Source organism: Sphingomonas sp. CFBP 13603 (assembly GCF_014892665.1).
GTDB lineage: Bacteria > Pseudomonadota > Alphaproteobacteria > Sphingomonadales > Sphingomonadaceae > Sphingomonas.
In genome coordinates this window covers 214,991-237,861 of sequence record NZ_JADBIA010000002.1, presented here as the reverse complement: position 1 = coordinate 237,861, position 22,871 = coordinate 214,991, and the positions used below count along the sequence as shown (strand labels likewise).

Below are 22,871 nucleotides of genomic sequence, written 5' to 3'. Positions count from 1 at the left end.
GGTTAGGGTCGGCGCCGGATACAGAGGACGAGACCCATGACCGACGGCATCTTCATCGGCGCGAGCGTGGACAGCAAGCCGCAGACGCTCGAACTGAAGCGCGCCAACCGCCACGGTTTGATCGCGGGGGCGACCGGCACCGGCAAGACGGTGACGCTCCAGGGGATCATCGAGGGCTTTTCGGCGAACGGCGTGCCGTGCTTCGTCGCGGACGTGAAGGGCGACCTGTCGGGCCTCGCGATGGCGGGCTCGCCAACTGCGAAGACGCATGCGAGTTTTGCCGAGCGCGCGAAAGCAATCGGCGACGATAGCTGGGCCTATGCCGACAATCCGGTGCAGTTCTGGGACCTGTTCGGCGAGCAGGGCCATCCGATCCGCACCACGATCAGCGAGATGGGGCCGCTACTGCTGTCGCGGCTGATGGATCTGAACGAAGTGCAGGAGGGCGTGCTGACGATCGCCTTCCACGTCGCCGACAAGGAGGGACTGCTGCTGATCGACCTCGACGATCTGCAGGCGATGCTGACCGAGTGCGCAGGGCGAGCGGATGAGCTGACGGTGACGTACGGCAACGTCTCGAAGCAGTCGATCGGCGCGATCCAGCGGTCGCTGCTCCAGTTGCGCACGCAGGGTGCGGAGAATTTCTTCGGTGAGCCGGCGCTCGAGATGAACGACTTCATCGGCATCGACGACAAGGGGCGGGGGATCGTCAACATCCTCGCCGCGGACAAGCTGATGGCCTCGCCGAAACTGTATGCGACGTTCCTGCTGTGGCTGATGAGCGAACTATTCGAGCATCTCCCCGAGGTCGGCGATCCCGACAAGCCGGTGCTCTGCTTCTTCTTCGACGAGGCGCATCTGCTGTTCGACGAGGCTCCGAAGGCGCTGCTGGAGAAGATCGAACAGGTCGTCCGCCTGATCCGCTCGAAGGGCGTCGGCGTGTACTTCATCACGCAGAACCCAATCGATATTCCCGACACGGTTGCGGGCCAGCTCGGCAACCGCGTCCAGCATGCGTTGCGGGCGTTTACGCCGCGGGACCAAGCCGCGGTGCGCTCGGCAGCGGAGACGTTCCGCGCGAATCCCGGCGTCGACGTCGCGACGATCATTACCGAGCTGAAGGTCGGTGAGGCGCTGGTGTCGCTGCTCCAGGCGGATGGCGCACCGACCCCGGTTGAACGTACGCTGATCAAGCCGCCCGCTTCGCGTGTCGGTCCAATCACGCCGGCCGAGCGGAAGGTGATGATCGAGACCGATGCGGTCGGGGCGAAGTATGACACGCTGGTCGATCGGGAGTCAGCGGAGGAATTGCTGGCCGCGAAAACGCAGGAGGCGAGCGCCGCGGCGGCCGAGGCCAAGGCGACGACCGAGGCGGAGAAGGCTGCGGCCACGCAGGCGAAGGTCGATGCGAAGGCGGCGAAAGAGGCGGAGCGGGCTCGCATTGCGGACCAACGTGAGGCGGATCGCCAGCAGCGGGAAGCCGACCGCGAGGCGGCGAATTCGCCCTGGACCAAGATGGCATCGTCGGCGACACGCGCGGCGAGTTCGTCGATCGGGCGGCAGGTGGCGAACGAGATCGGCAAGCAGGTCTTCGGCACGAAGTCCCGCCGGTCGTCGTCGAGCGGCGGCTTGGTCGGTACGGTACTGCGCGGGGTTTTAGGCCGGCTCTTCCGGGGGTAGACTGTCGCCAATAGCGTGTTCACCCGCGAAGGCGGGTGCCAGACTGGGTTCCCGCCTTTGCGGGGACACATGGAGATAGCAGATGTCCCTCGATTTCGAATCCACCACCGACTGGGCCCCGACCGACTGGACCGCCATCGGCGAGGACAGCCTCGACGATGCGATTACGCTGCGTCGCGCGATCCACGCCGATCCCGAGGTCGGGCTCCATTGCCCGCGCACCTCGGACAAGGTGAAGGCTGCGCTCGCCGGGCTCCCGCTCGAAATTCGGGAAGGTACGTCCACCACCGGCTTCGTTGCGATCCTGCGGGGCGGTCGTGGCAGTAACGCCGGCGGGAACGGGCGCACGGTGCTGCTCCGCGGCGACATGGATGCGCTGCCGATGCAGGAGGAAACCGGCCTGCCGTTCGCTTCGAAGATCGACGGCGCGATGCACGCCTGCGGGCACGATTCACATACCGCGATGCTGGTCGGTGCCGCCAAGGCTCTGTGCGCCCGTCGCGATGAGCTGCCTGGCACGGTCGTGTTCATGTTCCAGCCGGGCGAGGAGGGGCATCACGGCGCGCGCCACATGATCGCCGACGGCTTGCTCGACTCACCCCTGCCTGAGGCGGGCTTCGCGCTGCATATTTCGCCGAACATGCCGATGGGCCATGTCGTCAGCCGCGCGGGCACGCTGATGGCGTCGACCGACACGCTTCGTGCTACGATCACCGGTCGCGGGGGGCACGCCGCGATGCCAAATGACTGCCTTGATCCGCTGCCGATCGCCTGCGAGATCGTCACCGCGCTCCAGACCTATGTCGCGCGGCAGGTGGCGGTCACCGATCCCGCGGTGCTGTCGATCACCAAGCTCAACGCGGGCTCCGCGCACAACGTCATCCCGTCGACCGTCGAGATGCTCGGCACGATGCGGACGTTGTCGGAGCGGACGCGCGGGCAGGTCCGCGCGGCGTTCATCCGCATGGTCGAGGGCATCGCTGCCGCGCATGGCGCGGTCGGTACGCCGACGATCGAGGAGGGCTATCCGGTCACGGTCAACGACGAGCGCGCGACCGATCTGATGAAGGCGTGCGCGACTGCGATCGGCGGCGAGGGTGCGTATCAGGTGATGCCGCCGATGATGGGCGCGGAGGACTTCTCGTACGTCCTCCAGAAGCTTCCCGGCGCGATGGCGTTCATTGGCGCGGCGCCCGAGGGGAGCGACCCGCGCACCAACCCGCCTCTCCACAACACCAGGATGACGATCGACGAACGCGTGATGGCGCATGGGATCGCGATGCACTGTGCGGTTGCGGAGCGGTTCCTCGCGAACGGGTTCGACTGACCGGCGGTGGCCGTGGTCTGCGTGGAACGGCTGGACGTAGCGGTTTAGGGCGAGCCGCTCGCGGCTGGACAGCCCGCGCAGTCCCAAAGGTTACGATAAAGTCACACCAAGACGGTGTTCGAGGCTGCGTCCGGGTAGCGCACTGGTACCCTGTCTCGGCGATCTTATGCTGCACTGCAGCACGGGAACATTAGCCTCTTGGGCGCGTGGTGCCCGCATAGTTGGCCACCGCCGCCGCAGCCGCCTGGATCAGTTTCTGGCGTTCGGGCATCGGCCGGATCGTGTCGCCGATCATCACTGCGATTCCATACCGACGGCCATCGGGGGCGGTGAGGAGGCCGACGTCGTTGAAGCCGGCGTTGCGTCGGCCGAGGTCTTGGCCGGTGCCTGTCTTGTGCGCGATCTCCCAGCCGCCGGGGAGTGCGGCGCGCAGGCGAGCGCGGCCGGTTACCGAGCGACCCATCGTGTCGAGCAGGATCTTGGTGGAGGTTTCCGACAACAGGTCGCCCTTCGCCAGCCGGGCGATCGCGTCGGCGATCGCGATCGGCGCCGCACCGTCGGGCGGATTGCGGACATACGCGTTCAGGGCAGCCTCGCGCACCGCGGGCGACAGCCGGTTGCGCGCCGTCATGAAGCCGCCATTGACTGCGTAGGACGGCTGCCAGACCAGCCCCGCCGTGCCGCTTTGCAACAACCGCTCGCCCGGCCCGAACCGGATCGCGCCGAGTTGTTTGCGCGCGATCATCGACCGCACCGCGGATGGCCCACCGACACGCGTGAGCAAACGGTCGTTCGCGGTATTGTCGCTGTGCGTCAGCGCGCGCGTCAGCAACTCGCCGACCGTCGTCCGGTAGCCGTCGCCCTTGACCAGCATCGCGATCGGCTGGTGGAACAGCGTCAGGTCCTGCGGCCGCACGACGATCGGCTCGTCGAGGCGGATCTTGCCCTGGTCGCGCAGGTCCATCACGGTCATCGCGACCCAGAGCTTGCTGACCGACTGCTGCGGCAGCAACTGCCGCCCGCCGGCCTCGACCGTCCAGCCATCGTCGACCGCGCGTATCGCGATGCCAGCCTTGCCCTGGAACCCGCTCTGCAGTTCGGAGATCGCGTTGACGAGACCGGCGGGCGCGGGGCGCGGCGTACGCGGCAGGGGCGGCGGCACCGGGATCGACACGAACCCTTCGGACTGATGCACCGGGGAGACGGCGGGCGGGGTCGGCCGCGACGCCGATCCGCATCCGGCGAGCGCCGTGCCGAACAGGGCGGTTGCCAGAAGACGCTTGAACGCACTCGCCGATGTCATGATGGATTGAACGCCCTGCACTGAAGCATCGATCCTTATCCGTTGATCGGCCACGTGAAACTGCGGCGGCACGTCGCTGCGACGAAGCGCGCCGACGATGCGCCGAGCCGCCGTCATGCTAGGGAACGAGAACCGTATCGACCGCCTCCGGCAGCGTCTCGGGATAATCGAGCGTAAAATGCAGCCCCCGGCTCTCGTGCCGATGCAGCGCGGATCGGACGATCAGTTCGGCGGTCTGGAGCAGGTTGCGCAGCTCGATCAGATCAGGCGTGACGCGGAAATGCTGATAATATTCCGCGACCTCGTCGTTGAGCAGTTCGATACGGTGCTTGGCGCGTTCGAGCCGCTTGGTGGTACGGACGATGCCGACGTAATTCCACATGAAGCGGCGGATTTCGGTCCAGGTCTGCTTGATCACGACCTCTTCGTCGGAGTCTGTGACGCGGCTTTCGTCCCACGGGCGGATCGGCGGGGGCGGGGGCAGGCTATCCCAGGCAGCGGCGATGCTGTCCGCCGCTGCCTCGCCGAACACGAAGCATTCGAGCAGCGAATTTGACGCGAGCCGGTTGGCGCCGTGCAGGCCGGACTCGGTGCACTCGCCTGCCGCATACAGGCCGGGCAGATCGGTCTTGCCGTGTTCATCGATTACGATGCCGCCGCACGTGTAATGTTGCGCGGGGACGACCGGGATCGGCTGCGTCGTCATGTCGATGCCGAGACCGAGCAGCTTTTCGTGGATGTTCGGGAAGTGGTGACGGATGAACTCAGGCGGCATGTGGCTGATGTCGAGATGGACGTAATCGAGCCCGTAGCGCTTGATCTCGGCATCGATCGCGCGCGCGACGATATCGCGGGGGGCGAGCTCCATCCGCGCGGGATCGTAATAGGTCATGAAGCGCTTGCCGGTCGACGGATTGATCAACCGCCCGCCTTCGCCGCGGACAGCCTCGGTGATCAGGAAATTCTTGACCTCCAGATTGTATAGGCAGGTCGGGTGGAACTGCATCATCTCCATGTTGGAAACGCGTGCCCCGGCACGCCATGCCATCGCGATGCCGTCGCCGGTCGCGCCGCGGGGGGCGGTCGAGAACAGGTACGTCCTGCCCGCACCGCCGGTCGCGAGGATCGTCGCCCGCGCGGTGTAGAGGGCGACGCGCTCGGTCTTGCGGTCGACCGCGTAGACGCCCCAGACGTTGCCCGAGCCCGAATAGCGTTCCTCGTGGCGGCCGGTCGCGAGGTCGATCGCGATCTGGTCGGGCACTAGCGTGATGTTCGGATGCGCCTCGGCGGCCTTCTGCAACGCCTCCTGCACCGCCCAGCCGGTCGCGTCGGCGACATGGACGATGCGGCGGTGCGAGTGGCCGCCTTCGCGAGTCAGGTGGAGCGCGTTGCCTTCGGTCTCGAACGGGACGCCGAGATGCGTCAGGCGTTCGATCGCGGCGGGGGCACCCTCGACGACCATTTCGACGATCGCGCGGTCGTTGAGGCCGGCGCCGGCGACCATCGTGTCCTCGACATGGTTCTCGAACGTGTCGCCGGGTTCGAGCACCGCGGCGATCCCGCCCTGCGCCCAGGCGGTCGAGCCTTCGTTGAGCGCGCCCTTCGCCAGCACCGTGACCTTGAAGCGGTCGGCGAGGTTGAGCGCCGCGGTAAGACCTGCGGCGCCCGAGCCGACGATCAGGATGTCGCTCGTCATGCGTTGGCGGCGCGAGTCAGGCTGAGGAAGACGTCCTCGAGATCGGGCTCCTTGGTCGAGACGTCGACGATGCCGAAGCCGCTGCCTTGGATCGCGGCGAGGACTTCGCCGGCGTTCACGCGGTCCTTCTTGTAGGTGATTTCGAGGGTGCGGGTGCCCTTGAGCGTAATCTTCTGGAAGCAGGCGTTGGCGGGGATTTCGGTCACGTCGCGATCGACGGTGACGGCGACGATCTTTTCCTGCGCCTTGCCGACCAGTTCGCGCGTCGGTTCGTTGGCGATCAGGCGGCCGTTGTTGATGATCGCGATCCGGTCGCAGAGTTCTTCGGCTTCCTCGAGATAATGCGTGGTGAGGACCACCGTCACGCCGGCCTGGTTGAGGCTGCGGACATACGTCCACAGCTGCTGTCGTAGCTCGATGTCGACGCCAGCGGTCGGCTCGTCGAGGACGAGGACGGGGGGCGAGTGGACCATCGCTTTCGCCACCATCAGGCGCCGCTTCATCCCGCCCGACAGCGTGCGCGCATAGGCGTGCGCCTTGTCCTCCAGATGCACGGCGCGGAGCAGTTCCATCGTGCGGCGCTTCGCCTTGGGGACGCCGTAGAGGCCGGCCTGGATCTCCAGCGTCTCGAACGGCGAGAAGAAGGGGTCGAACAGGATCTCCTGGTTGACGATCCCGATCGACGCCTTGGCATTGCGCGGGTGTTCGTCGATGTCGAACCCCCAGATCGCCGCGCTGCCGTCGGTCTTGTTGACGAGGCCGGCGAGGATGTTGATCAGCGTGGACTTGCCTGCGCCGTTGGGGCCGAGCAGCCCGAAGATCTGGCCGCGGGGGACGTCGAACGTCACGCCGTCTAGCGCGCGCTTGGGCGGGGCGGTGCCGACGGGCGCGTAGGTCTTGCAAAGGTTCGAGATTGCGATCGCAGCTTCGGTCATGGCTGCGGCATAGCGGCGGCCGCAAGGCGGGTCATCCCCTGATGCTGCAAGAAGATGTGTTCACGCGAAGGCGCAAAGGCGCGAAGGATGCGGCGCGCAGACGATCGATCGGCAGACAAAACGAACTGCGCCGCCATAGGCGATTGAAAAGTCGCTGTGCGACAAGCGCAACATCTTCGCGCCTTTGCGCCTTCGCGTGAACCATCTTCTGTCGCAGGGCAACGGACGCGGGTGGAAGAACCAATTGCCCGGCCCGCGCGCGCTTGCTATCGCGCCCTCATGCATCCGCCGCTCGAAACCACCCGCGTCACCCACGCCCGCGTCGCCTGCGATGGCGCCACCGACATTCCCGGCGGCGCAGCGCTCGGCCATCCGCGCGTTTGGTTGCAGATCGACGAGACCGGCTATGTCGATTGCGGCTATTGCGACCGGCGCTTCATCCTCGTCGGCGGCGCTGCGGATGGCGCGGACCAGTCGACTTTGCGCGATCACGGGGATGGCGCAGGGCGCTAAGCCGCTTATATCTATCGGATGACGATAGCAGCAGACCCCCGTTCGTTCCTCTACCGCGATACCCTGGACCCCGAACAGGCGCAGGCGCTGACCGCAAAGGCGCTCGGCAAGGCCGATGACGGCGAGCTGTATCTCCAGTACCGCAAGGCCGAGGCGTTCGGCTTCGACGACGGCCGGCTGAAGACTGCGTCCTACGATACGAGCTCGGGTTTCGGCCTGCGCGCCGTCTCGGGCGAGATGACCGCGTTCGCGCATTCGAACGAGATGACCCCCGCCGCGATCCGACGTGCCGCCGAGACGATGGCGCTGATCGAACCGGGTGTCGCCGCGAAGGCTGGTCCGCCGCAGGGCACCAACCAGCGCCGCTACACCGCTGCCGATCCGCTCGATTTGGTGCCGTTCGCGGACAAGGTGAACCTTTGCCAGACGATCGACGCTGCCGCGCGCGCCCGCGATCCGCGGGTTGCGCAGGTCTCGGTCAGCCTTTCGGGGACATGGTCGGTGGTCGAGATCGTGCGCGCGGATGGCTTCGTCGCGACCGATGTCCGGCCGTTGGTTCGCCTGAACGTGTCGATCGTCGCCGAGCAGAATGGTCGTCGTGAGACGGGGAGCTACGGGATCGGTGGCCGCTATCTCTACAACGACCTGTTCGAGCCGGCGACGTACAACCGCGCGATCGACGAGGCGTTGTCGCAGGCGCTGGTCAACCTCGGCTCGATCGCGGCGCCGGCCGGCGAGATGACCGTGCTGCTCGGCAATGGCTGGCCCGGCATCCTGCTGCACGAGGCGATCGGTCACGGGCTTGAGGGCGATTTCAATCGCAAGGGTACGTCGGCCTTCTCCGGGCGGATCGGCGAGCGCGTTGCGGCCGAGGGCGTGACGGTGGTCGACGACGGCTCGCTCCAGGATCGCCGCGGGTCGCTGACGATCGATGACGAGGGCACGCCGACGCGCGAGACCGTGCTGATCGAGGACGGCATCCTCAAGGGGTATATGCAGGACCGCCTCAATGCACGGCTGATGGGCGTCGAGGCGACCGGCAACGGTCGGCGCGAAAGCTATGCACACGCACCGATGCCGCGGATGACGAACACGTTCATGAAGGCGGGCAACGACGATCCCGCCGAGCTTCTGTCGCGGGTCAAGAGGGGCATCTTCGCCAAGGCGTTCGGCGGCGGGCAGGTCGACATCGTTTCCGGAAAATTCGTGTTCAGCTGCACCGAGGCGTATCTGATCGAGGACGGCAAGCTCGGTGCGCCGATCAAGGGCGCGACGCTGATCGGCGATGGCCCGAGTTCGCTGACCAAGGTGCGCGGTATCGGCAACGACTTCGCGCTCGACGAGGGTATCGGGATCTGCGGCAAGGGCGGACAGTCGGTGCCGGCTGGTGTCGGGCAGCCGACGTTGCTGGTCGATGGGCTTACGGTCGGCGGGACGGCGGCTTAAAACCCAGAGATCAACATATCGAGTGCAGCCTTGATCTCGAACTGTGCTGCGTCGAGTGTCGTGACGGTATCTTCGATATCGCGGACATCGATCGCGCGCGCTAGCGGCGTGATCATGGTCAGTGCCGTGCCGTCGATAACGAAGGTAGGGGTCAGCCTCTTGAGTGCGACGGTGTCGATCGGGCGAAGCGGCACCACGAAGCGGGTCGGCAAATCAGTCAGAAGATCAGACTGGCAATCGATCACCAGCACGTTGCCGCGAACACGGTAGACGTCGAACTGCGCCATTCAGAGCGACCGCAAATGGGCGAGCGGATCGCCGTTCTTTTCGTACCAGTGGTTCCAGCCCTCTATCGCCTCGCGATTTTCTTCCTTCCAGCGCCGCTCCTGTTCGACTTTCGTTGCGTGCCTGATCGCGTGTTCGCTGATCTGGGAGAGGTTGAGCCCTGCCTCCCGTGCCGCCGCTACGATGCCGGTATCAAGCGATATATTGACCGATTTGCGCTTGCCGGTTGCGACGGGATCATGTTTCATGGGCATAGAGTATGCGCGTCAACGATGCGCGTCAATTCGGAGCCGAACGATGGACTTCTTCCCCGCGCTCACCGACGATCATCGCGCGTTCGTTGCCCGGCAGCCGGTATTCTTCGTTGCGACAGCCGCAGAAGGCGCGCGGATCAATCTCAGTCCCAAGGGCATGGACAGCTTTCGCGTACTCGATCCGAAGACGGTCGCGTATCTCGACGTCGGTGGGTCGGGGAACGAAACGAACGCGCATCTGGGCGCCGATGGTCGCATCACGGTCATGTTCTGCGCGTTCGACCAGCCGGCACTGATCTTTCGCATCTATGGCAAGGGCCGCGCGGTGTTGCCGCAGGATGATGGCTGGGCTGACCTCTACGCGCAGTTCACGCCGTTGCCGGGTACGCGGCAAATTTTCGTGATCGATGTCGACGAGGTGCAGACGAGTTGCGGCTGGGGCGTGCCGTTCATGACGCTGGACCGCGAGCGGCAGACCTTGTCGAAATATCACGCCAGGCAATCCGATGCCGAACGAACCGAGGAATTGGCGGGGCCAATCGCAAGCATCGACGGCTTGCCGGTTCGGCTCGGCACCGTCCTGCCGGACCGCATCGGCGCATGAGCCTGGTCGAACTGGGGCGGTACGGCCGCAACGAGGCGCATATCATCGTCGGGCGGCTCGAGAGCGAAGGCATCCCCGCGATCGCGTTCGATGGCGGGATGTCGATCCTGGAGGGGAGCTGGTTGTTGATTCCGGTCCGTGTGATGGTCGACGAGGAGGATCTCGACGAGGCTCGGGGGATTTTGGCGGGGTGAGCAGTTGCGTTAGGCGCTGACAGAAAGCCGCCTAAGCCCCCGGATTGTCATTCCCGCGCAGGCGGGAACCCATACGGGCAAAGCTCGCGAGCTAATCGACAACCCTTGAGCATATGGGTCCCCGCCTCCGCGGGGATGACGACAAGTTGGGTTCGTACGCCTTTTGTATAGAGGGCGGGGCCTTCGATGCCCCCCAACGAAATCACCCCCCGGCGCTGACTCGCCAGATCGCGTTGCCGACGTCGTCCGCGATCAGCAGCCCGCCGGTCTTGTCGGTGATGACGCCGACCGGGCGGCCCTGCGCGTCGCCGTCCTTGTTCAGGAAACCGCCGAGCACATCGACCGGCTTTGCGTTCGCCGCCGGGAAGCCGGTGTCGCCGAAGGGCACGTAGACCACCTTGTAACCCGAGACCGGCTTGCGGTTCCACGAGCCGTGCTCGCCGACGAAGGCGCCATTGGCGAACTTCGCGCCAAGCTTCGCGTCCGCCGAGAAGGTCAGGCCGAGCGCAGCGACGTGCGGTCCGAGCGCATAGTCGGGGCGCTTGGCATATTGCTGGAGCGCGGGGTTTTTCGGCTCGACGCGGGTGTCGGGATAGCCGCCCCAATAATACCAGGGCCAGCCGAAGTTATCGCCGAACTCGACCTGGGTCAGGTAATCGGGCGCGAGGTCGGAGCCGAGCATGTCGCGCTCGTTGACGACGGTCCATAGGCCGCCCGACTTGGGGTTGATCGCCATGCCGTTGGGGTTGCGCAGGCCGGCGGCGTAGATCCGCCAGTTCTTGTCCTTCGGCCAGACCTGCAGGATGTTGGCGCGGTATTTCTCGGCATCCATGCCGTTCTCGGCGATGTTCGAGGAGGAGCCGACACCGACATACAATGTCTTACCGTCCGCCGCGGCAATGACGTTGCGTGCCCAGTGATTGCCGCCGGGGTTGAGCTTGATGACTAGCTCGGGCTTGGCGGTGATCTTGGTCTGACCGTCGGTGTACGGCACGCGGACGAGCGCGTCGGTGTTGCCGATATAGAGCTGACCGTCGAGCAACGTCATGCCGAACGGCGAGTTGAGACCGGTCATGAACACCGACTTCGTTTCCGCCACGCCGTCGCCGTTCGCGTCGCGAAGCAGCGTTATGCGGTTCGCCGACGGCACGCCGGCGCCGGCGCGACCCATCAGGATCTTCATCACCCAGCCGGTGATCCCGCCGCCCTCGCGCGGGGGCGAGTTCGTCTCGGCGACCAGCACGTCGCCGTTGGGGAGGCGATACATCCAGCGCGGGTGGTCGAGCCCGGTCGCGAACGGCTGGACCTTCAGCCCGGCGGCAGGCGTCGGCATCGCGCCGTTCTGCCAGCCGACGACCTTGGCGACCTTGACGGTCGGGATCGTCTGGATGCGGGGATCGGTGATCTTGGGCAGCTTGCCGGCGACCTGGTCGACCGACAGCTCCGCCGTGTCAGGCCAGGCGAGATAGGTGACGCCCGCGGCAATCACGAGCAGGATCAGCCCAAGGACGATGAGGATATGTTTGCGCATGAAGGGAAGTTAGAACGGAGGCAGGGCCGGGGCAATGGATCATGGGTAAAAGGCCCGTCGATCCATTGCAGAGGCTGTATCAGTCGTCGTCCTCGACCGGCACCACCGGCGGATGCAGGCGCAGTCGGTTGATGCGGCGTTCGTCGGCGTCGATGATCTCGAGCTTCCATCCGCTCGGATGATCGACGCATTCGCCGATCTGTGGGACATGCCCGGCCAGGAGCGCCGCCAAGCCGCCCAGCGTATCGATATCGCCATCGACCTCCGCCAGCCGTGGATCGATCAGTTCTGCGGCATCCTCCAGCTCGGCGCGCGCGTCGGCATCCCAGGCGCCACCTTCGATCGGCGTCATCAGCACCTGTGGCGCCTCGTCGTGCTCGTCCTCGACCTCGCCGACGATCTCCTCGATCAGGTCCTCGAACGTTACGAGTCCTTCGGTGCCCGAATATTCGTCGAGCACGATCGTCAAATGGACGTGCTTCTGGCGCATGTCCGCGAGCAGATCGAGCGCACCGCGCGACATCGGCGCGTAGAGCGGCTCACGGATCAGCCCGGCGATCGATGTCGGATGCTCGGCACCGGTCGCGAGGATGTTGAAGACGTCCTTGATGTGAACCATGCCGATGATCGTATCGAGGTTGTCGCGGTACACCGGCAGGCGGCTATGGCCGGCTTCGGCGAACAGCTTGACGAGGTCGGCGAACGGCGTGTCCTCCTCGACCGCGATGATGTCCGCGCGCGGCACGCCGACGTCGCCCGCGTCGCGCTCGCTGAAGTGGAGCAGGTTGCGGACCATCTGGCGCTCGAGCGGGGTGAGATCGCCCTTCGCATCGGGGGCGGGATCGCCCTCGTGCCGGTCGATCGCATCCTCGAGCTGGTCGCGAAGGGATTCGTCTTGAGCACCGAAGATCAGGCCCTTGAGCCCGCGCCAGATACTGTCGCTACTATCGCCGTTACCGGCATTGGGGCCATCGGCCATCGTGGTCGTCAGTCCTCTGTTATCAGATAGGGGTCGTGGAGGCCCAAGGCGGCGAGCGCATCGCGTTCGATCTGCTCCATGCCCTCGGCCTCGTCGTCGTCGATATGGTCATAGCCTAGCAGATGCAGCGTGCCGTGCACCATCAGATGCATCGCATGATCTTCGATCGAGATACCGCGCTCGGCCGCTTCCGCGACGCAGACGCCGTGCGCGAGGATGATGTCGCCGAGGAGGACTTCGCCATCGTCCGAATTTTGACTGACCGTGGCGAGCAGATCGGGCTGGACCATCGGGAAGGACAGGACGTTGGTCGGCTTGTCCTTCTGGCGGTACTGCTTGTTGAGCGTATGGACCTCGTTGTCCGACGCGAGCCGGATCGAGATCTCGACCGTGGCTGCGCTGGTCAGGAGTTCGCCGTGCGGGGTCCGCTGGATCGCTGCCGTTGCCGCACGGAGAGCGAGGGCGTCCCAATCCTGCTCAGGCCAGGGGGCGTCGGAAGAGAGCGCGATTTCGAGCATGCAGGTCCTTCAGGCGAGATCGGTCAGGGCGAAATCATTACCCTTGTAGAGAAGTTCCGCGCCATGGGTTTTCGCGCAGGCATAGGCGAAGCAATCGCCCATGTTGAGCTTGGCCGGGTGGCGGCCCTTGCCGTAGCGCGCCGCCGCGACAATCGCCTGCTGGCCTTCGCTGTGGCCGATTGGCACGAGACGAAGTCCGGCTTCATACGCAAAGCTCGAAATGAGGTCGGCCGCCTGCTGGAGACTAACGGTTTTCAACCTTGCGATCGCCTGCGCCGCTTCCCACGCGCCGACCGCGCAATAATAGCGGTCGACATGCGCCTCGATCGCATCGGCAAAATCGTCCGCTTCCGGCTCGCCGTGAATGATTGCGACGATAGCGGATGCGTCGACGAGAATGGTCAATCATCGTCCTCATCGTTCAACGAATCGTAGAAGGCCTTGTCGGCCTCAAGTCCTGTGGACTCGCCTAATGGATGCGCCTCGCGCCAGGCGCGCAATCGTTCTCGCATGCTCAGCGGAGGAGCTTCCGGTGCCAGTTCCGCTTTGCGCTTACGCAGTAAATCACGAACGACCTCGGTCTTTGTCACACCGAGTCGCAACGCAAGCTCAGACGCGAGCTCGGCGGTTTCGTTGTCCTTGATGTAGAGAGACGCCATCGCCATCCTCCTGGGATATCCCGGATATCCCGGATATACTCCGGGATATCCCGAGCATCAACCGTCGGTTCCTTCATAGGCCTCGACGACGCGACCGACGATCGGGTGGCGGACGACGTCGCCGACGGTGAAGCGGCACATCGAGATGCTCTCGACGCCTTCGAGCCGCCGGACCGCATCCGCCAAGCCGGACGCCGCGACGCCGCCGGGGATGTCGACCTGCTTCGGATCGCCGCAGATCACCATGCGACTGTTCTGGCCGAAGCGGGTGAGGAACATCTTCATCTGCGCGGGCGTGGTGTTCTGCGCTTCGTCGAGGATGACGAAGGCATCCGCAAGGGTGCGGCCGCGCATGAAGGCGATCGGAGCGACCTCGATCTCGCCGCTGGCGATGCGGCGTTCGACCTGCTCGGCGGGGAGGCAGTCGTAGAGCGCGTCGTAGAGCGGGCGGAGGTACGGATCGACCTTCTCCTTCATGTCGCCGGGGAGGAAGCCGAGGCGTTCGCCCGCCTCGACCGCGGGACGTGACAGGATCAGCCGCTGGACGCTGCCGTTGATGAGCTGCTGCACCGCCTGTGCGACCGCGACATAGGTCTTGCCCGTACCTGCCGGCCCGAGTGCGAAGATCATGTCGTTGTTGGCGAGCTCGCGCATGTAGTGCGCCTGCGCCGGCGTGCGCGGGACGATCGTCTTCTTCCGGGTGCGGATCATGATCGGCGGGGCACCACCGCCACCGGCATCGGCGCGGATGATGCCTTCGAGAACGGGTTCGTCCGCCATCGCTATCGACGCGTCGACCAAGCCTGCGTCGACGTCTTCGCCACGCTGGATGCGGGCGTAGAGATCGTGGAGCACGTCGCGCGCCTTGGCGACTTGTTCGGCGGTGCCCTCCAAGCCGATCTTGTTCCCTCGTGCGGTGATGTAGACGCCGAGACGATTCTCGAGCGCTACCAGGTTCTGGTCGTACTGGCCGAACAGCCGGACGAGCAATTGGGGCTTGTCGAACAGCAGCTCGACGCGGGCGCGGTCACCGGACTGGGCGGGAACGGGTTTACGGCTCATACGGTCCTTTCAGGGTGTCAAAGGTTACGCCTGGAAGCGTCGAACCGTAACCTTTGAAAGGAAGATGAGCACGCCAAGCGACGCGTTCAAGCCGCGCCGGAGCACTGGCCGAGAGATGGTTCGAGTCGCGTGGGCGAAGCTGCATCGGGGGCGAGTGTGACAGGCGATCGGGGTGTAGGACAGCGAAATCGCGGGGGGTGGTTTCGAGAGCCGCGGGTATTGTTTTGAAGCCTAAGGGACGCCGTTGCGATCCTCCCCCCGCAAGGGGGAAGGTGTCGCCGTAGGTGACGGAGGGGTAGGACACGCAACTGCGGTTATCTCGCCCTCCCCCTCCGTCAGGCAAGTGCCTGCCACCTCCCCCTGGCGGGGGAGGATTAGGAGGGGGCTCAGGCGGCTTCTGCGATCCGTTCGATCCCGGTGAGGGAGTTCGGGCCCGCAGCCGCGAGCGTCACTTCGACGAGGTCGCCGATAGCGTGGTTGCCGATCAGGTGGACCGATTGCAGCCAGGGGGATTTGCCGATCAGCTGGCCCGGGAGTTTTCCAGTGCGTTCGAGCAAGACGGTGCAGGTGCGGCCGACGGTGGCGGCGTTGAAGGCGTGCTGGTCGCGGTTGAGCGCGGCCTGGAGGCGCTGGAGGCGTTCGTCCATGACCGATTCCGGGACCTGCTCGACGATCGACGCCGCGGGGGTGCCAGGACGCGGGCTGTATTTGAAGCTGTACGCCTGCGCGTAGCCTACGGCGTCGACGAGGCTCAGCGTGTCCGCGAACTCGGCATCCGTCTCGCCGGGGAAGCCGACGATGAAGTCGCCCGAGAGTGCGATGTCGGGGCGGACTTCGCGGACGCGATCGAGCAGGCGGAGGTAGGAGTCACGGGTGTGGCTGCGGTTCATCGCCTTCAGCACGCGGTCGCTGCCGGCCTGCACGGGGAGGTGGAGGAACGGCATCAGGCTCTCGATGTCGCGGTGTGCGTCGATCAGGCCTTGGGTCATGTCGTTGGGGTGGCTGGTGGTGTAGCGGATGCGCGCGAGGCCGGGGATGCGGTCGAGATCGCGGATCAGGTCGTGGAGGCCGCGCTCGTTCTCACTCCAGGCGTTTACGTTCTGGCCGAGCAGCGTGATTTCGCGTGCGCCGGCGTCGACCAGCGCTTTCGCCTCGTCGACGATCGCTGCGAACGGGCGGCTGATTTCTGCGCCGCGCGTGTAGGGCACGACGCAATAGGTGCAGAATTTGTCGCAGCCTTCCTGCACGGTGAGAAACGCCGAGGGGGCGACCTTCCGACGGGAGGGAAGTGCGCCGAACTTCGACAGCAGCGGCATATCGGTGTCGAGCGAGGGCGTGCCGGCGGCGGCCTTCGCGACGAGCTCGGGCAGGTTGTGATAGGCTTGCGGGCCGACCACGATGTCGACCTTGGCACGGGTGAAGATCTCCTCGCCCTCGGCCTGCGCGACGCAGCCGGCGACCGCGATCATGGGGGTCTTGCCGGACTTGCGGCGCTGGTCCTTCCGGAGGCGACCGATGTCCGAATAGACCTTTTCGGTGGCGCGTTCGCGGATGTGGCAGGTGTTCAGGACGACGACGTCAGCGTCGACCGCGTCGGCTTGCGTGAGGCCCTGGGCCGCCATCAGCTCGGCCATGCGCTCGCCGTCGTAGACGTTCATCTGGCAGCCGAAGGATTTTACGTGGAAGGTTTTGGGGGGAGACATGCGGGAGGCCCTACCAAATTTGTGCGCGTGGGGGGAGGGGCGCTGTTAGAGCAGTCATTCGAGCATCATTGGGGTAGCGCCGCTGGAGCACCGCCCCGGCGGAGGCCGGGGTCCAATTGGAAAGGTCTCAGTAACGAAGCGCCGTCTTCCGTTAGCAACGTCCCCCAATTGGGCCCCGGCGTTCGCCGGGGTGGTGTTATAGTTCGGGGATGGGTGGAGCTTCCCTCCCTTGTTCTCCCGCGAAGGCGGGAGTCCAGACTGGGCCCCCGCCTTCGCGGGGGAACATTCTTTGGTCGTGGCTTACAGCGCTTCCATGCGGCGGCGGGCTTCCGCGGCTATGGCTTTGCGATCGCCGTATTCCGCGGGGTCGAACGGTTCGGCGAAGTGCAGCGTCGCGACGAATGTGCCCCGCCGCTTCAGGACGCGGGCGGCGTGGTGTTGGCCGGGCTCGTCGCCGACCCAGGCGAGTTCGTCGGTGGCCGCGCCATAGTCGATGCGGACGGGTTGGACCTTCACACCGGGTGGGGGCGGGTCGAGAGCTGCCAGCAACGCGGCTTTGAAGGGAAGGAGCGTGGTGCCGTTTCCCGTCGTGCCCTCGGGGAAGAGGGTCACGGGCCAGTCGGCCGCCAACGTGTCACGGATCTGCGCGATTTGGGCGGTTACTGCCATGCGGTCCGCACGCGAGACGAAGATGGTGCGGTTGAGCGTGCAGAGCCAGCCAACCAGCGGGACTCCGCGAAGTTCGGATTTGGCGACGAACGCGGTGCCGGTCGCGCCGGACAGGAGAAGAATGTCGATCCAGCTCAGATGGTTCGAGACGAAGACGACGTCGTGGCGAAGCGGCGTGCCGACGACGCGAGGGCGGGCGCCGACTATGCGCGAGACCAGCCCCAGGAACCGTGGCGGCCACGGCGACTTACGGCCGAACAGCCGCCACATACCGTGCAACGGCAACGCTAAAATCAGCGCAACCAGCAGCGCCGCCAACCGCGCGCCAAAGCGAATTCGGCCGATCGCGTCAGTCCTTGCGGGTGAGCGCGACGCCGTAGAGTTCCATGCGGTGATCGACCAGCCGGAAGCCGAGCTTCTCCGCGATCGCCTTCTGCAACTGCTCGAGTTCGGGATCAACGAATTCGATGACCTTGCCGCTCTCGACGTCGATCAAATGATCGTGATGCGCCTCGGGCGCAGGCTCGTAGCGCGCGCGACCGTCGCCGAAATCATGGCGGTCGAGGATACCGGCTTCCTCGAACAGGCGGACCGTGCGGTACACCGTCGCGATCGAGATGCCGGGGTCGATCTGCGACGCGCGCTCATAGACCTTCTCGACGTCGGGATGGTCGTCCGCCTCGGACAGCACGCGCGCGATGACGCGGCGCTGCTCGGTAATGCGCAGGCCCTTCTCGTTGCAGAGTGCTTCCAGATCGATTTTGCGCGGCATGTGTCGTTCCCTCGTTGAGTGCCATGTAGGGCCTCCGCGCTGTTGCGAAAAGGGATAGTGACTCGCAATAAGCCTTAACTGTTGATATCTTTCGAATATGTATGTGCGTCATACGCGACGCCGGTCTTGCCGCGGTAGTAGGCGCGGCGTTCCCCGACCTTGGTGAAGCCGTGCGCGTCGTACATCTTGACCGCGTCGTTGCCGGCGCGGACCTCGAGATGGAGTTTGGCGATGTTGCCGACCGAGCAGTCTGCGATCGCCGCGCGGATGAGCGCCGTGCCGACGCCGCGGCGGCGATAGTCTGGCGCGACCGCGATCAGCAGGAGTTCGGCCTCGTCTGCGACCGACCGGGTCATCGTGAAACCGGCGGGGAAACCGTCGACGAACGCGATCGTGAGGTGGACGCCGGTCAGTGCGAGCACGCCGAGGCACTGGCTGCGCGTCCACGCCTCGCCGTAGCTCGGGTCGAACGCGTCGGTCATCAGCGCGTCGACGATCGCGAGATCGCGCGCGTCGCCGGTGCGAAGCGTGACAGTGCGCGTGGCGGCCTGACGGGTGGCCATTATTTCGGGACCGACGGCTTGGCGTCAGGGGCGCGGCCGTAGATCGGGCTTGGCGCTAGAGCGGTCAGTTCCGAAGGGAGCAGGATCGCGGAGGCTGCGTCGGGAAGCGCTTCGGTGAGGTCCAAGCCGTCGTTGAGTGCGGCGAGCCAGCGGATGCCGTTGCCGACTGCGCGCCGTCCTGCCAGCGCGGCGAGCGCGGCGTCGGGCTTCAGCGATACCATGTCGGATCGCGGCGACAGATCGGCGGAGAACGCTTGCATGAAGACCTCGCCATGCCCGCCTTCCATGATCACCGCAATATCGTCGGTTAAGCGGTCGGCGAAACCGGCGGCGGCGATGAGGGGGAGCGAGGAAAAGCCGGCGATTTCCGCATTCCAGCCGAGCGCGAGGCCGCGGGCGGCGGCGATGCCGACGCGGACGCCGGTGAAGCTGCCGGGGCCGCAATCGACTATTATGCGGCCGGCTCGGCCACCTTCCGGCAGCTCGGCGATCATCGGGATGAGGCGCTCGGCATGGCCACGGCCGACGACTTCGTGCGCGCGGGCGATGATAGCGCCGTTTTCGATCAGGGCAACCGAGCAGGCGGTGGTGGATGTTTCGATGACTAAAGTGCGCACGTCTTATTCCCTCTCCCCCTCGGGGAGAGGGCTAGGGTGAGGGGCAGCCAAGCAGTGCGTCGCCTGGAACAGCCCCTCACCCAACCCTCTCCCCGAGGGGGAGAGGGCTATTTATCAAGCGATGCTGTTGAACTTCGCGAAGTCGGGGCGCGGCGAGCGGGCGTAGATCGTCGCGGGATCGCCGTGGCCGAGCGTCGAGATGAAATTGGTCCGCACGGCCGGCGTGTCGTGGAAGAACGCCGCATCGACCTTGCCCGCGTCGAAGCCCGACATCGGCCCGGTATCGAGCCCGAGCATTCGCGCGGCGATGATTAAATACGCACCCTGGAGCGTCGAGTTGCGGAACGCGGACGCCTCGCGGAGTTCGGCGTTGCCGTCGAACCACGATTTCGCATCGGCGTGCGGGAACAGCTCGGGCAGGTGTTCGTGGAAATTCGTGTCCATGCCGATGATCACCGACACGGGAGCGTTCAGGATCTTGGGCTGGTTCTGCGCGCTGCAGGCGTCGGCAAGCTTCTGCTTGGCCTCGTCGCTGGTCACCCAGATCAGGCGCGCGGGGAGCTGGTTGGCGGAGGTCGGGCCCCACTTCATCAGGTCCCAGATCGCGTGCAGCTCGGACTCTGCGACCGGCTGGTCGGTGTAGCCGTTATAGCTGCGGGCGTCGCGGAAGACGGCGTCGAGGACGGTGTCGTCGAGTTTCTGACGCATCAGACGGCTCTCACTTCGGTGACTTCGGGGACGTAGTATTTCAGCAGCTGCTCGATGCCGTTCTTGAGCGTCGCGCTCGACGACGGGCAGCCGGCGCAGGCGCCCTGGAGCTGGAGGAACACCTTGCCCTTGTCGAAGCCGCGATAGACGATGTCGCCACCGTCGTTTGCCACCGCAGGCCGCACGCGCGTGTCGATCAGTTCGCGGATCTGCGCGACGATGTCGGCGTCGGCGGGATCATCCGACAGAGCCGGTTCGTCCGACGGCACCGAGAAGCCGGCGCGCGCGGGCTTGAACAGCGGCATCGCGGCGGAGAAGTGATCGAGCAGGATCGCAAGCACGTCGGGCTTGAGGTCCGACCAGGCGGTACCCGGCGCGGCGGTGACCGAGACGAAATCGCGGCCGAAGAACACGCCGGTGACGTCGCCGAGGCCGAAGATCGCGTCGGCGAGTGAACTCGCCTCGGCTTCCTCTGGGGTGGCGAAGTCGCGCGTGCCGGCTTCCATGACGGTGCGTCCCGGCAGGAACTTCAGCGTCGACGGGTTGGGAGTGGATTCCGTTTCGATGAGCATGAGGGGCATGTGGCCCGAAGGGGGCGGGGGATCAAGCGCGGAACGGGAAACGGTTTCTTTCGGGGGGTGAGGGGCATTCCGGCTAACTCGTTCGTGTCGGTACCGCGCTCTGGCTGTCCAGCAACGGGAAACGTGTAAATTGCGTCAGGGGCTTACGCCGCGAGCGGCAGCGGCGGACCTGACTGCTTGGTCCGTAGCTTGTCGGCCCAGCGGGTGAGCACGGCATCGTTGGCGACGATCCAGTCCTCGGCCAGCGTGGTGAGAGCGGCGAGATACGCGGCACTCGAATTGTCCAGTCCGCCATCACCAGGGGGCAACGCGAAATCCGCGCGATCATACGCGGCGATGTCCAGCCGCCGGGCCTGATAGGAGATCGTACTGGAACTTGCTTGCATCAGGATCGAGAAGATCGGCACGCTCCGGAACGGGTTCACCCAGCCCAGGAACGACCAGTTCCGCGCAGAGGGATAGGGTCGATCGGACCGGCCCGTACCGAGCGACAGAATCTCGATGTCGCCGAGATGCCAGCCGAGCTTGCGCCCCTCGATGATCGCCGCGATCGTCGGATCATTGGCGAACACGCCGCCATCGACCATCAGTAGATCCGGTTCCACCTTGGTGGGATCGGCGATCGCGGCCGGTTTGAAGAACGTCGGGGCCGCCGATGTCGCGCGGGCGGCGATATGCAGCGGGAAAACCCGCTCGGGGATGCCGGGCTTACGGTTATAATCGGGGCCGCCGGCCATGAACACCGCCTTGCGCGCCAGCAGGTCATACGCCGGAATGACGATGTTCGTCAGCGCATCGCGCGTCGTCACGCGTGTGCCGATCCGCGCCGCCAGGATCCGCTCGAGCGGCCGGGCGCTATAGGGCCAGCCCGGTACGCGAAGGGGTATGCCGAAGAGGTGCGGGAAGATCCGCTTGCTCTCGTTGCGGTACAGATCGACGAGGTCGCTCGCCGTGCAGGCGGCCCGTTTCGGATCCGTCTCGCTGGGTGCGGTGAGACCGGCGGCGATGATTCCACCGGTCGACGTACCGGCGATCAGATCGAAACAGTCGTGCAGTGGTCGGCCGATCCGGCGTTCCAGCTCGGCGAGGATCAGCGCGGGGATCAGCCCGCGCGTCCCGCCGCCATCAATCGCCAGGATGTATCTCGGTCTCGCACGATCGATGTCCACGACGCCCTCTCCCACTGCTGGCCTGAGCGTATCAGTAGACGACCACAACGACGTCCGGAGATCGGTCCGGATCGGTGCAACCTCTCACGCGGGATCGCTCAGACGTCGAGTTGTTTCACCGCGGCGTTCCAGCTGCCGATGTTGCGGACCGCGTCCTGGACGAAGGCGGAGCGGCGGACCACGCCGAGGAACAGGTCGGCGATCCACTTGCCGGGGTTGCGCAGGGGGCGTTCGAACTGGATCAGCAATACGACGCGGGTGCCGGTCGTGTCGTTCCAGACCTCGTGCTGATAGGTGTCGTCGAACACCAGCGTTTCGCCTTCCGCCCAGCGGACGGTGCGGTCGTGGACGCGCATGCGGACGTCGCCGTCGCGCGGGACGATCAGGCCGAGGTGGCAGGTGATGAGGCCCTTGGTCACGCCGCGATGCTCGGGGATGTGGGTGCCCGGCGCGAGGATCGAGAAGAACGCGCTGTTGAGGCCGGGGATGCGCGCAACGGCGGCTGCCGTGTGCGGGCAGCGTGCTAGGCTCTCCTCGATCGGGTAGCCGTAGCCATAGAGGAAGAACGAGCGCCATTTGTCGACCTCGGCGATCGAGCGGTGATCGGGCGAGATCGTCGCGAGGCTGGGCGACGCTTCGCCTTGCAGCGCGACGCGGACCGCCTCATCGCGGATCGCGGCCCAGTTCTCGCGCAGGTCAGCGGTCCAGGCAAAGTCGCGGACGTCGAGCACAGGATCGTTGGCGACCAGCGAGGACGAGGCGATCATGCGGTCGAACACGCCGCGCAAGTGCTTGCCGACGCGGATGATGAGTGGGCGGTTGGCTTCGGCGACCATCGGTGCGCCTGGTTTAGGCGCGCCGGATATGACGTTCAGATCGGGCACGCGGGCGCCGCGGCGTACCACCGGTTCGCCCGATTCCCGCCACAATGAACACTGCCCCAGTTCGGCTTCGACCAACATCTCTACCCTGTATCCAGGCGCGCCGCGGCGCCGATCCCCTTGTTCGGACACGATATACCGGCAGTGTTGGACGAAATGATGGCACCGCGCGCCCGGTGCGGAGGCAGGGCACTGGCGAGCGACGCCCGCGACCGCTACAGG

26 protein-coding genes are annotated in these 22,871 nt (G+C 65.7%); 6 read left to right on the top strand and 20 right to left on the bottom strand.

Annotated features, from left to right (window positions below):
- Positions 1 to 36: 36 nt before the first annotated feature.
- Both IFR23_RS03950 and IFR23_RS03945 read left to right on the top strand, forming a co-directional pair.
- Positions 37 to 1,680 carry a helicase HerA-like domain-containing protein gene (locus tag IFR23_RS03950; RefSeq protein WP_192974793.1) on the top strand — a complete coding sequence of 548 codons (1,644 nt, stop codon included), beginning with the start codon at positions 37 to 39 and terminating at the stop codon, positions 1,678 to 1,680.
- 82 nt (positions 1,681 to 1,762) lie between these two features.
- Positions 1,763 to 3,007, top strand: a complete 1,245-nt coding sequence (locus tag IFR23_RS03945) for a M20 metallopeptidase family protein (RefSeq protein ID WP_192974792.1) — start codon at positions 1,763 to 1,765, stop codon at positions 3,005 to 3,007.
- A 190-nt stretch (positions 3,008 to 3,197) separates the two neighbouring features.
- Here IFR23_RS03945 and IFR23_RS03940 read toward each other — a convergent pair whose 3' ends face one another.
- The 3 genes from IFR23_RS03940 to IFR23_RS03930 all read right to left on the bottom strand — a co-directional run bounded on the left by IFR23_RS03940 (position 3,198) and on the right by IFR23_RS03930 (position 6,941).
- Positions 3,198 to 4,310: a serine hydrolase gene (locus IFR23_RS03940; RefSeq protein WP_192239000.1), complete on the bottom strand. Its 1,113-nt coding sequence runs from the start codon at positions 4,308 to 4,310 to the stop codon at positions 3,198 to 3,200.
- A gap of 118 nt (positions 4,311 to 4,428) precedes the next feature.
- Positions 4,429 to 6,006 (bottom strand): L-aspartate oxidase, encoded by a 1,578-nt coding sequence (nadB, locus tag IFR23_RS03935; protein WP_093398823.1) that lies wholly within the window; start codon positions 6,004 to 6,006, stop codon positions 4,429 to 4,431.
- Positions 6,003 to 6,941, bottom strand: a complete 939-nt coding sequence (locus IFR23_RS03930; protein WP_192974791.1) for an ABC transporter ATP-binding protein — start codon at positions 6,939 to 6,941, stop codon at positions 6,003 to 6,005. The genes nadB and IFR23_RS03930 overlap by 4 nt, the downstream gene beginning before the upstream one ends.
- A gap of 279 nt (positions 6,942 to 7,220) precedes the next feature.
- On the opposite strand from IFR23_RS03930, the gene IFR23_RS03925 reads away from it, so the two are divergent.
- Positions 7,221 to 7,454, top strand: coding sequence for a zinc-finger domain-containing protein (locus tag IFR23_RS03925; protein ID WP_031393477.1), 234 nt, complete (start codon positions 7,221 to 7,223; stop codon positions 7,452 to 7,454).
- Positions 7,455 to 7,472: 18 nt separating this feature from the next.
- Positions 7,473 to 8,900, top strand: a complete 1,428-nt coding sequence (tldD, locus tag IFR23_RS03920; RefSeq protein ID WP_192974790.1) for a metalloprotease TldD — start codon at positions 7,473 to 7,475, stop codon at positions 8,898 to 8,900.
- Here tldD and IFR23_RS03915 read toward each other — a convergent pair.
- Positions 8,897 to 9,187, bottom strand: a complete 291-nt coding sequence (locus tag IFR23_RS03915) for a CcdB family protein (RefSeq protein ID WP_133031548.1) — start codon at positions 9,185 to 9,187, stop codon at positions 8,897 to 8,899. The two genes, tldD and IFR23_RS03915, sit on opposite strands and share 4 nt — an antisense overlap.
- A complete protein-coding gene (locus tag IFR23_RS03910; protein ID WP_192974789.1) occupies positions 9,188 to 9,433 on the bottom strand; it encodes a type II toxin-antitoxin system CcdA family antitoxin in 246 nt (81 codons plus the stop codon). It abuts the gene before it with no gap.
- 49 nt (positions 9,434 to 9,482) lie between these two features.
- Between IFR23_RS03910 and IFR23_RS03905 the strand changes: the two genes are divergently transcribed.
- The gene (locus IFR23_RS03905; protein ID WP_192974788.1) at positions 9,483 to 10,043 is read left to right on the top strand and encodes a pyridoxamine 5'-phosphate oxidase family protein; all 561 of its coding nucleotides are present in this window, start codon (positions 9,483 to 9,485) and stop codon (positions 10,041 to 10,043) included.
- A complete protein-coding gene (locus IFR23_RS03900; protein ID WP_192974787.1) occupies positions 10,040 to 10,237 on the top strand; it encodes a putative signal transducing protein in 198 nt (65 codons plus the stop codon). Before IFR23_RS03905 ends, IFR23_RS03900 begins: the two co-directional genes overlap by 4 nt.
- A 202-nt stretch (positions 10,238 to 10,439) precedes the next feature.
- Here IFR23_RS03900 and IFR23_RS03895 read toward each other — a convergent pair whose 3' ends face one another.
- The 15 genes from IFR23_RS03895 to IFR23_RS03825 form a co-directional block, all read right to left on the bottom strand.
- Positions 10,440 to 11,768, bottom strand: a complete 1,329-nt coding sequence (locus tag IFR23_RS03895) for a PQQ-dependent sugar dehydrogenase (protein ID WP_192974786.1) — start codon at positions 11,766 to 11,768, stop codon at positions 10,440 to 10,442.
- A 79-nt stretch (positions 11,769 to 11,847) separates the two neighbouring features.
- Entirely contained in the window at positions 11,848 to 12,747 is a 900-nt protein-coding gene (locus IFR23_RS03890) for a hemolysin family protein (RefSeq protein WP_120299875.1), read from the bottom strand.
- 8 nt (positions 12,748 to 12,755) lie between these two features.
- On the bottom strand, positions 12,756 to 13,265 hold the full coding sequence (gene ybeY, locus IFR23_RS03885; RefSeq protein ID WP_192974785.1) for an rRNA maturation RNase YbeY: 510 nt from the start codon (positions 13,263 to 13,265) through the stop codon (positions 12,756 to 12,758).
- A 9-nt stretch (positions 13,266 to 13,274) separates the two neighbouring features.
- Complete coding sequence (locus IFR23_RS03880) at positions 13,275 to 13,670, bottom strand: type II toxin-antitoxin system VapC family toxin (RefSeq protein ID WP_192974784.1); 396 nt, start codon at positions 13,668 to 13,670, stop codon at positions 13,275 to 13,277.
- Positions 13,667 to 13,924: a type II toxin-antitoxin system VapB family antitoxin gene (locus IFR23_RS03875; RefSeq protein ID WP_192974783.1), complete on the bottom strand. Its 258-nt coding sequence runs from the start codon at positions 13,922 to 13,924 to the stop codon at positions 13,667 to 13,669. The genes IFR23_RS03880 and IFR23_RS03875 overlap by 4 nt, the downstream gene beginning before the upstream one ends.
- A 57-nt stretch (positions 13,925 to 13,981) precedes the next feature.
- Positions 13,982 to 14,986 carry a PhoH family protein gene (locus tag IFR23_RS03870; RefSeq protein ID WP_056057614.1) on the bottom strand — a complete coding sequence of 335 codons (1,005 nt, stop codon included), beginning with the start codon at positions 14,984 to 14,986 and terminating at the stop codon, positions 13,982 to 13,984.
- A gap of 386 nt (positions 14,987 to 15,372) precedes the next feature.
- Positions 15,373 to 16,689 carry a tRNA (N6-isopentenyl adenosine(37)-C2)-methylthiotransferase MiaB gene (miaB, locus tag IFR23_RS03865; RefSeq protein WP_192974782.1) on the bottom strand — a complete coding sequence of 439 codons (1,317 nt, stop codon included), beginning with the start codon at positions 16,687 to 16,689 and terminating at the stop codon, positions 15,373 to 15,375.
- Between the two features lie 300 nt (positions 16,690 to 16,989).
- Complete coding sequence (locus IFR23_RS03860; protein ID WP_244655438.1) at positions 16,990 to 17,676, bottom strand: lysophospholipid acyltransferase family protein; 687 nt, start codon at positions 17,674 to 17,676, stop codon at positions 16,990 to 16,992.
- 31 nt (positions 17,677 to 17,707) lie between these two features.
- Positions 17,708 to 18,130, bottom strand: coding sequence for a Fur family transcriptional regulator (locus IFR23_RS03855; RefSeq protein WP_056047123.1), 423 nt, complete (start codon positions 18,128 to 18,130; stop codon positions 17,708 to 17,710).
- A gap of 74 nt (positions 18,131 to 18,204) precedes the next feature.
- Positions 18,205 to 18,693, bottom strand: coding sequence for a GNAT family N-acetyltransferase (locus tag IFR23_RS03850; protein ID WP_192974781.1), 489 nt, complete (start codon positions 18,691 to 18,693; stop codon positions 18,205 to 18,207).
- On the bottom strand, positions 18,693 to 19,310 hold the full coding sequence (gene tsaB / locus IFR23_RS03845) for a tRNA (adenosine(37)-N6)-threonylcarbamoyltransferase complex dimerization subunit type 1 TsaB (protein WP_192974780.1): 618 nt from the start codon (positions 19,308 to 19,310) through the stop codon (positions 18,693 to 18,695). The genes IFR23_RS03850 and tsaB overlap by 1 nt, the downstream gene beginning before the upstream one ends.
- A 114-nt stretch (positions 19,311 to 19,424) precedes the next feature.
- Positions 19,425 to 20,018 (bottom strand): malonic semialdehyde reductase, encoded by a 594-nt coding sequence (locus IFR23_RS03840; protein ID WP_192974779.1) that lies wholly within the window; start codon positions 20,016 to 20,018, stop codon positions 19,425 to 19,427.
- The gene (locus IFR23_RS03835) at positions 20,018 to 20,590 is read right to left on the bottom strand and encodes a NifU family protein (protein ID WP_107953821.1); all 573 of its coding nucleotides are present in this window, start codon (positions 20,588 to 20,590) and stop codon (positions 20,018 to 20,020) included. Before IFR23_RS03835 ends, IFR23_RS03840 begins: the two co-directional genes overlap by 1 nt.
- 152 nt (positions 20,591 to 20,742) lie before the next feature.
- Entirely contained in the window at positions 20,743 to 21,768 is a 1,026-nt protein-coding gene (locus IFR23_RS03830) for a patatin-like phospholipase family protein (protein ID WP_192974778.1), read from the bottom strand.
- 98 nt (positions 21,769 to 21,866) lie between these two features.
- On the bottom strand, positions 21,867 to 22,730 hold the full coding sequence (locus tag IFR23_RS03825; protein WP_244655436.1) for an aspartyl/asparaginyl beta-hydroxylase domain-containing protein: 864 nt from the start codon (positions 22,728 to 22,730) through the stop codon (positions 21,867 to 21,869).
- Positions 22,731 to 22,871 lie beyond the last annotated feature (141 nt).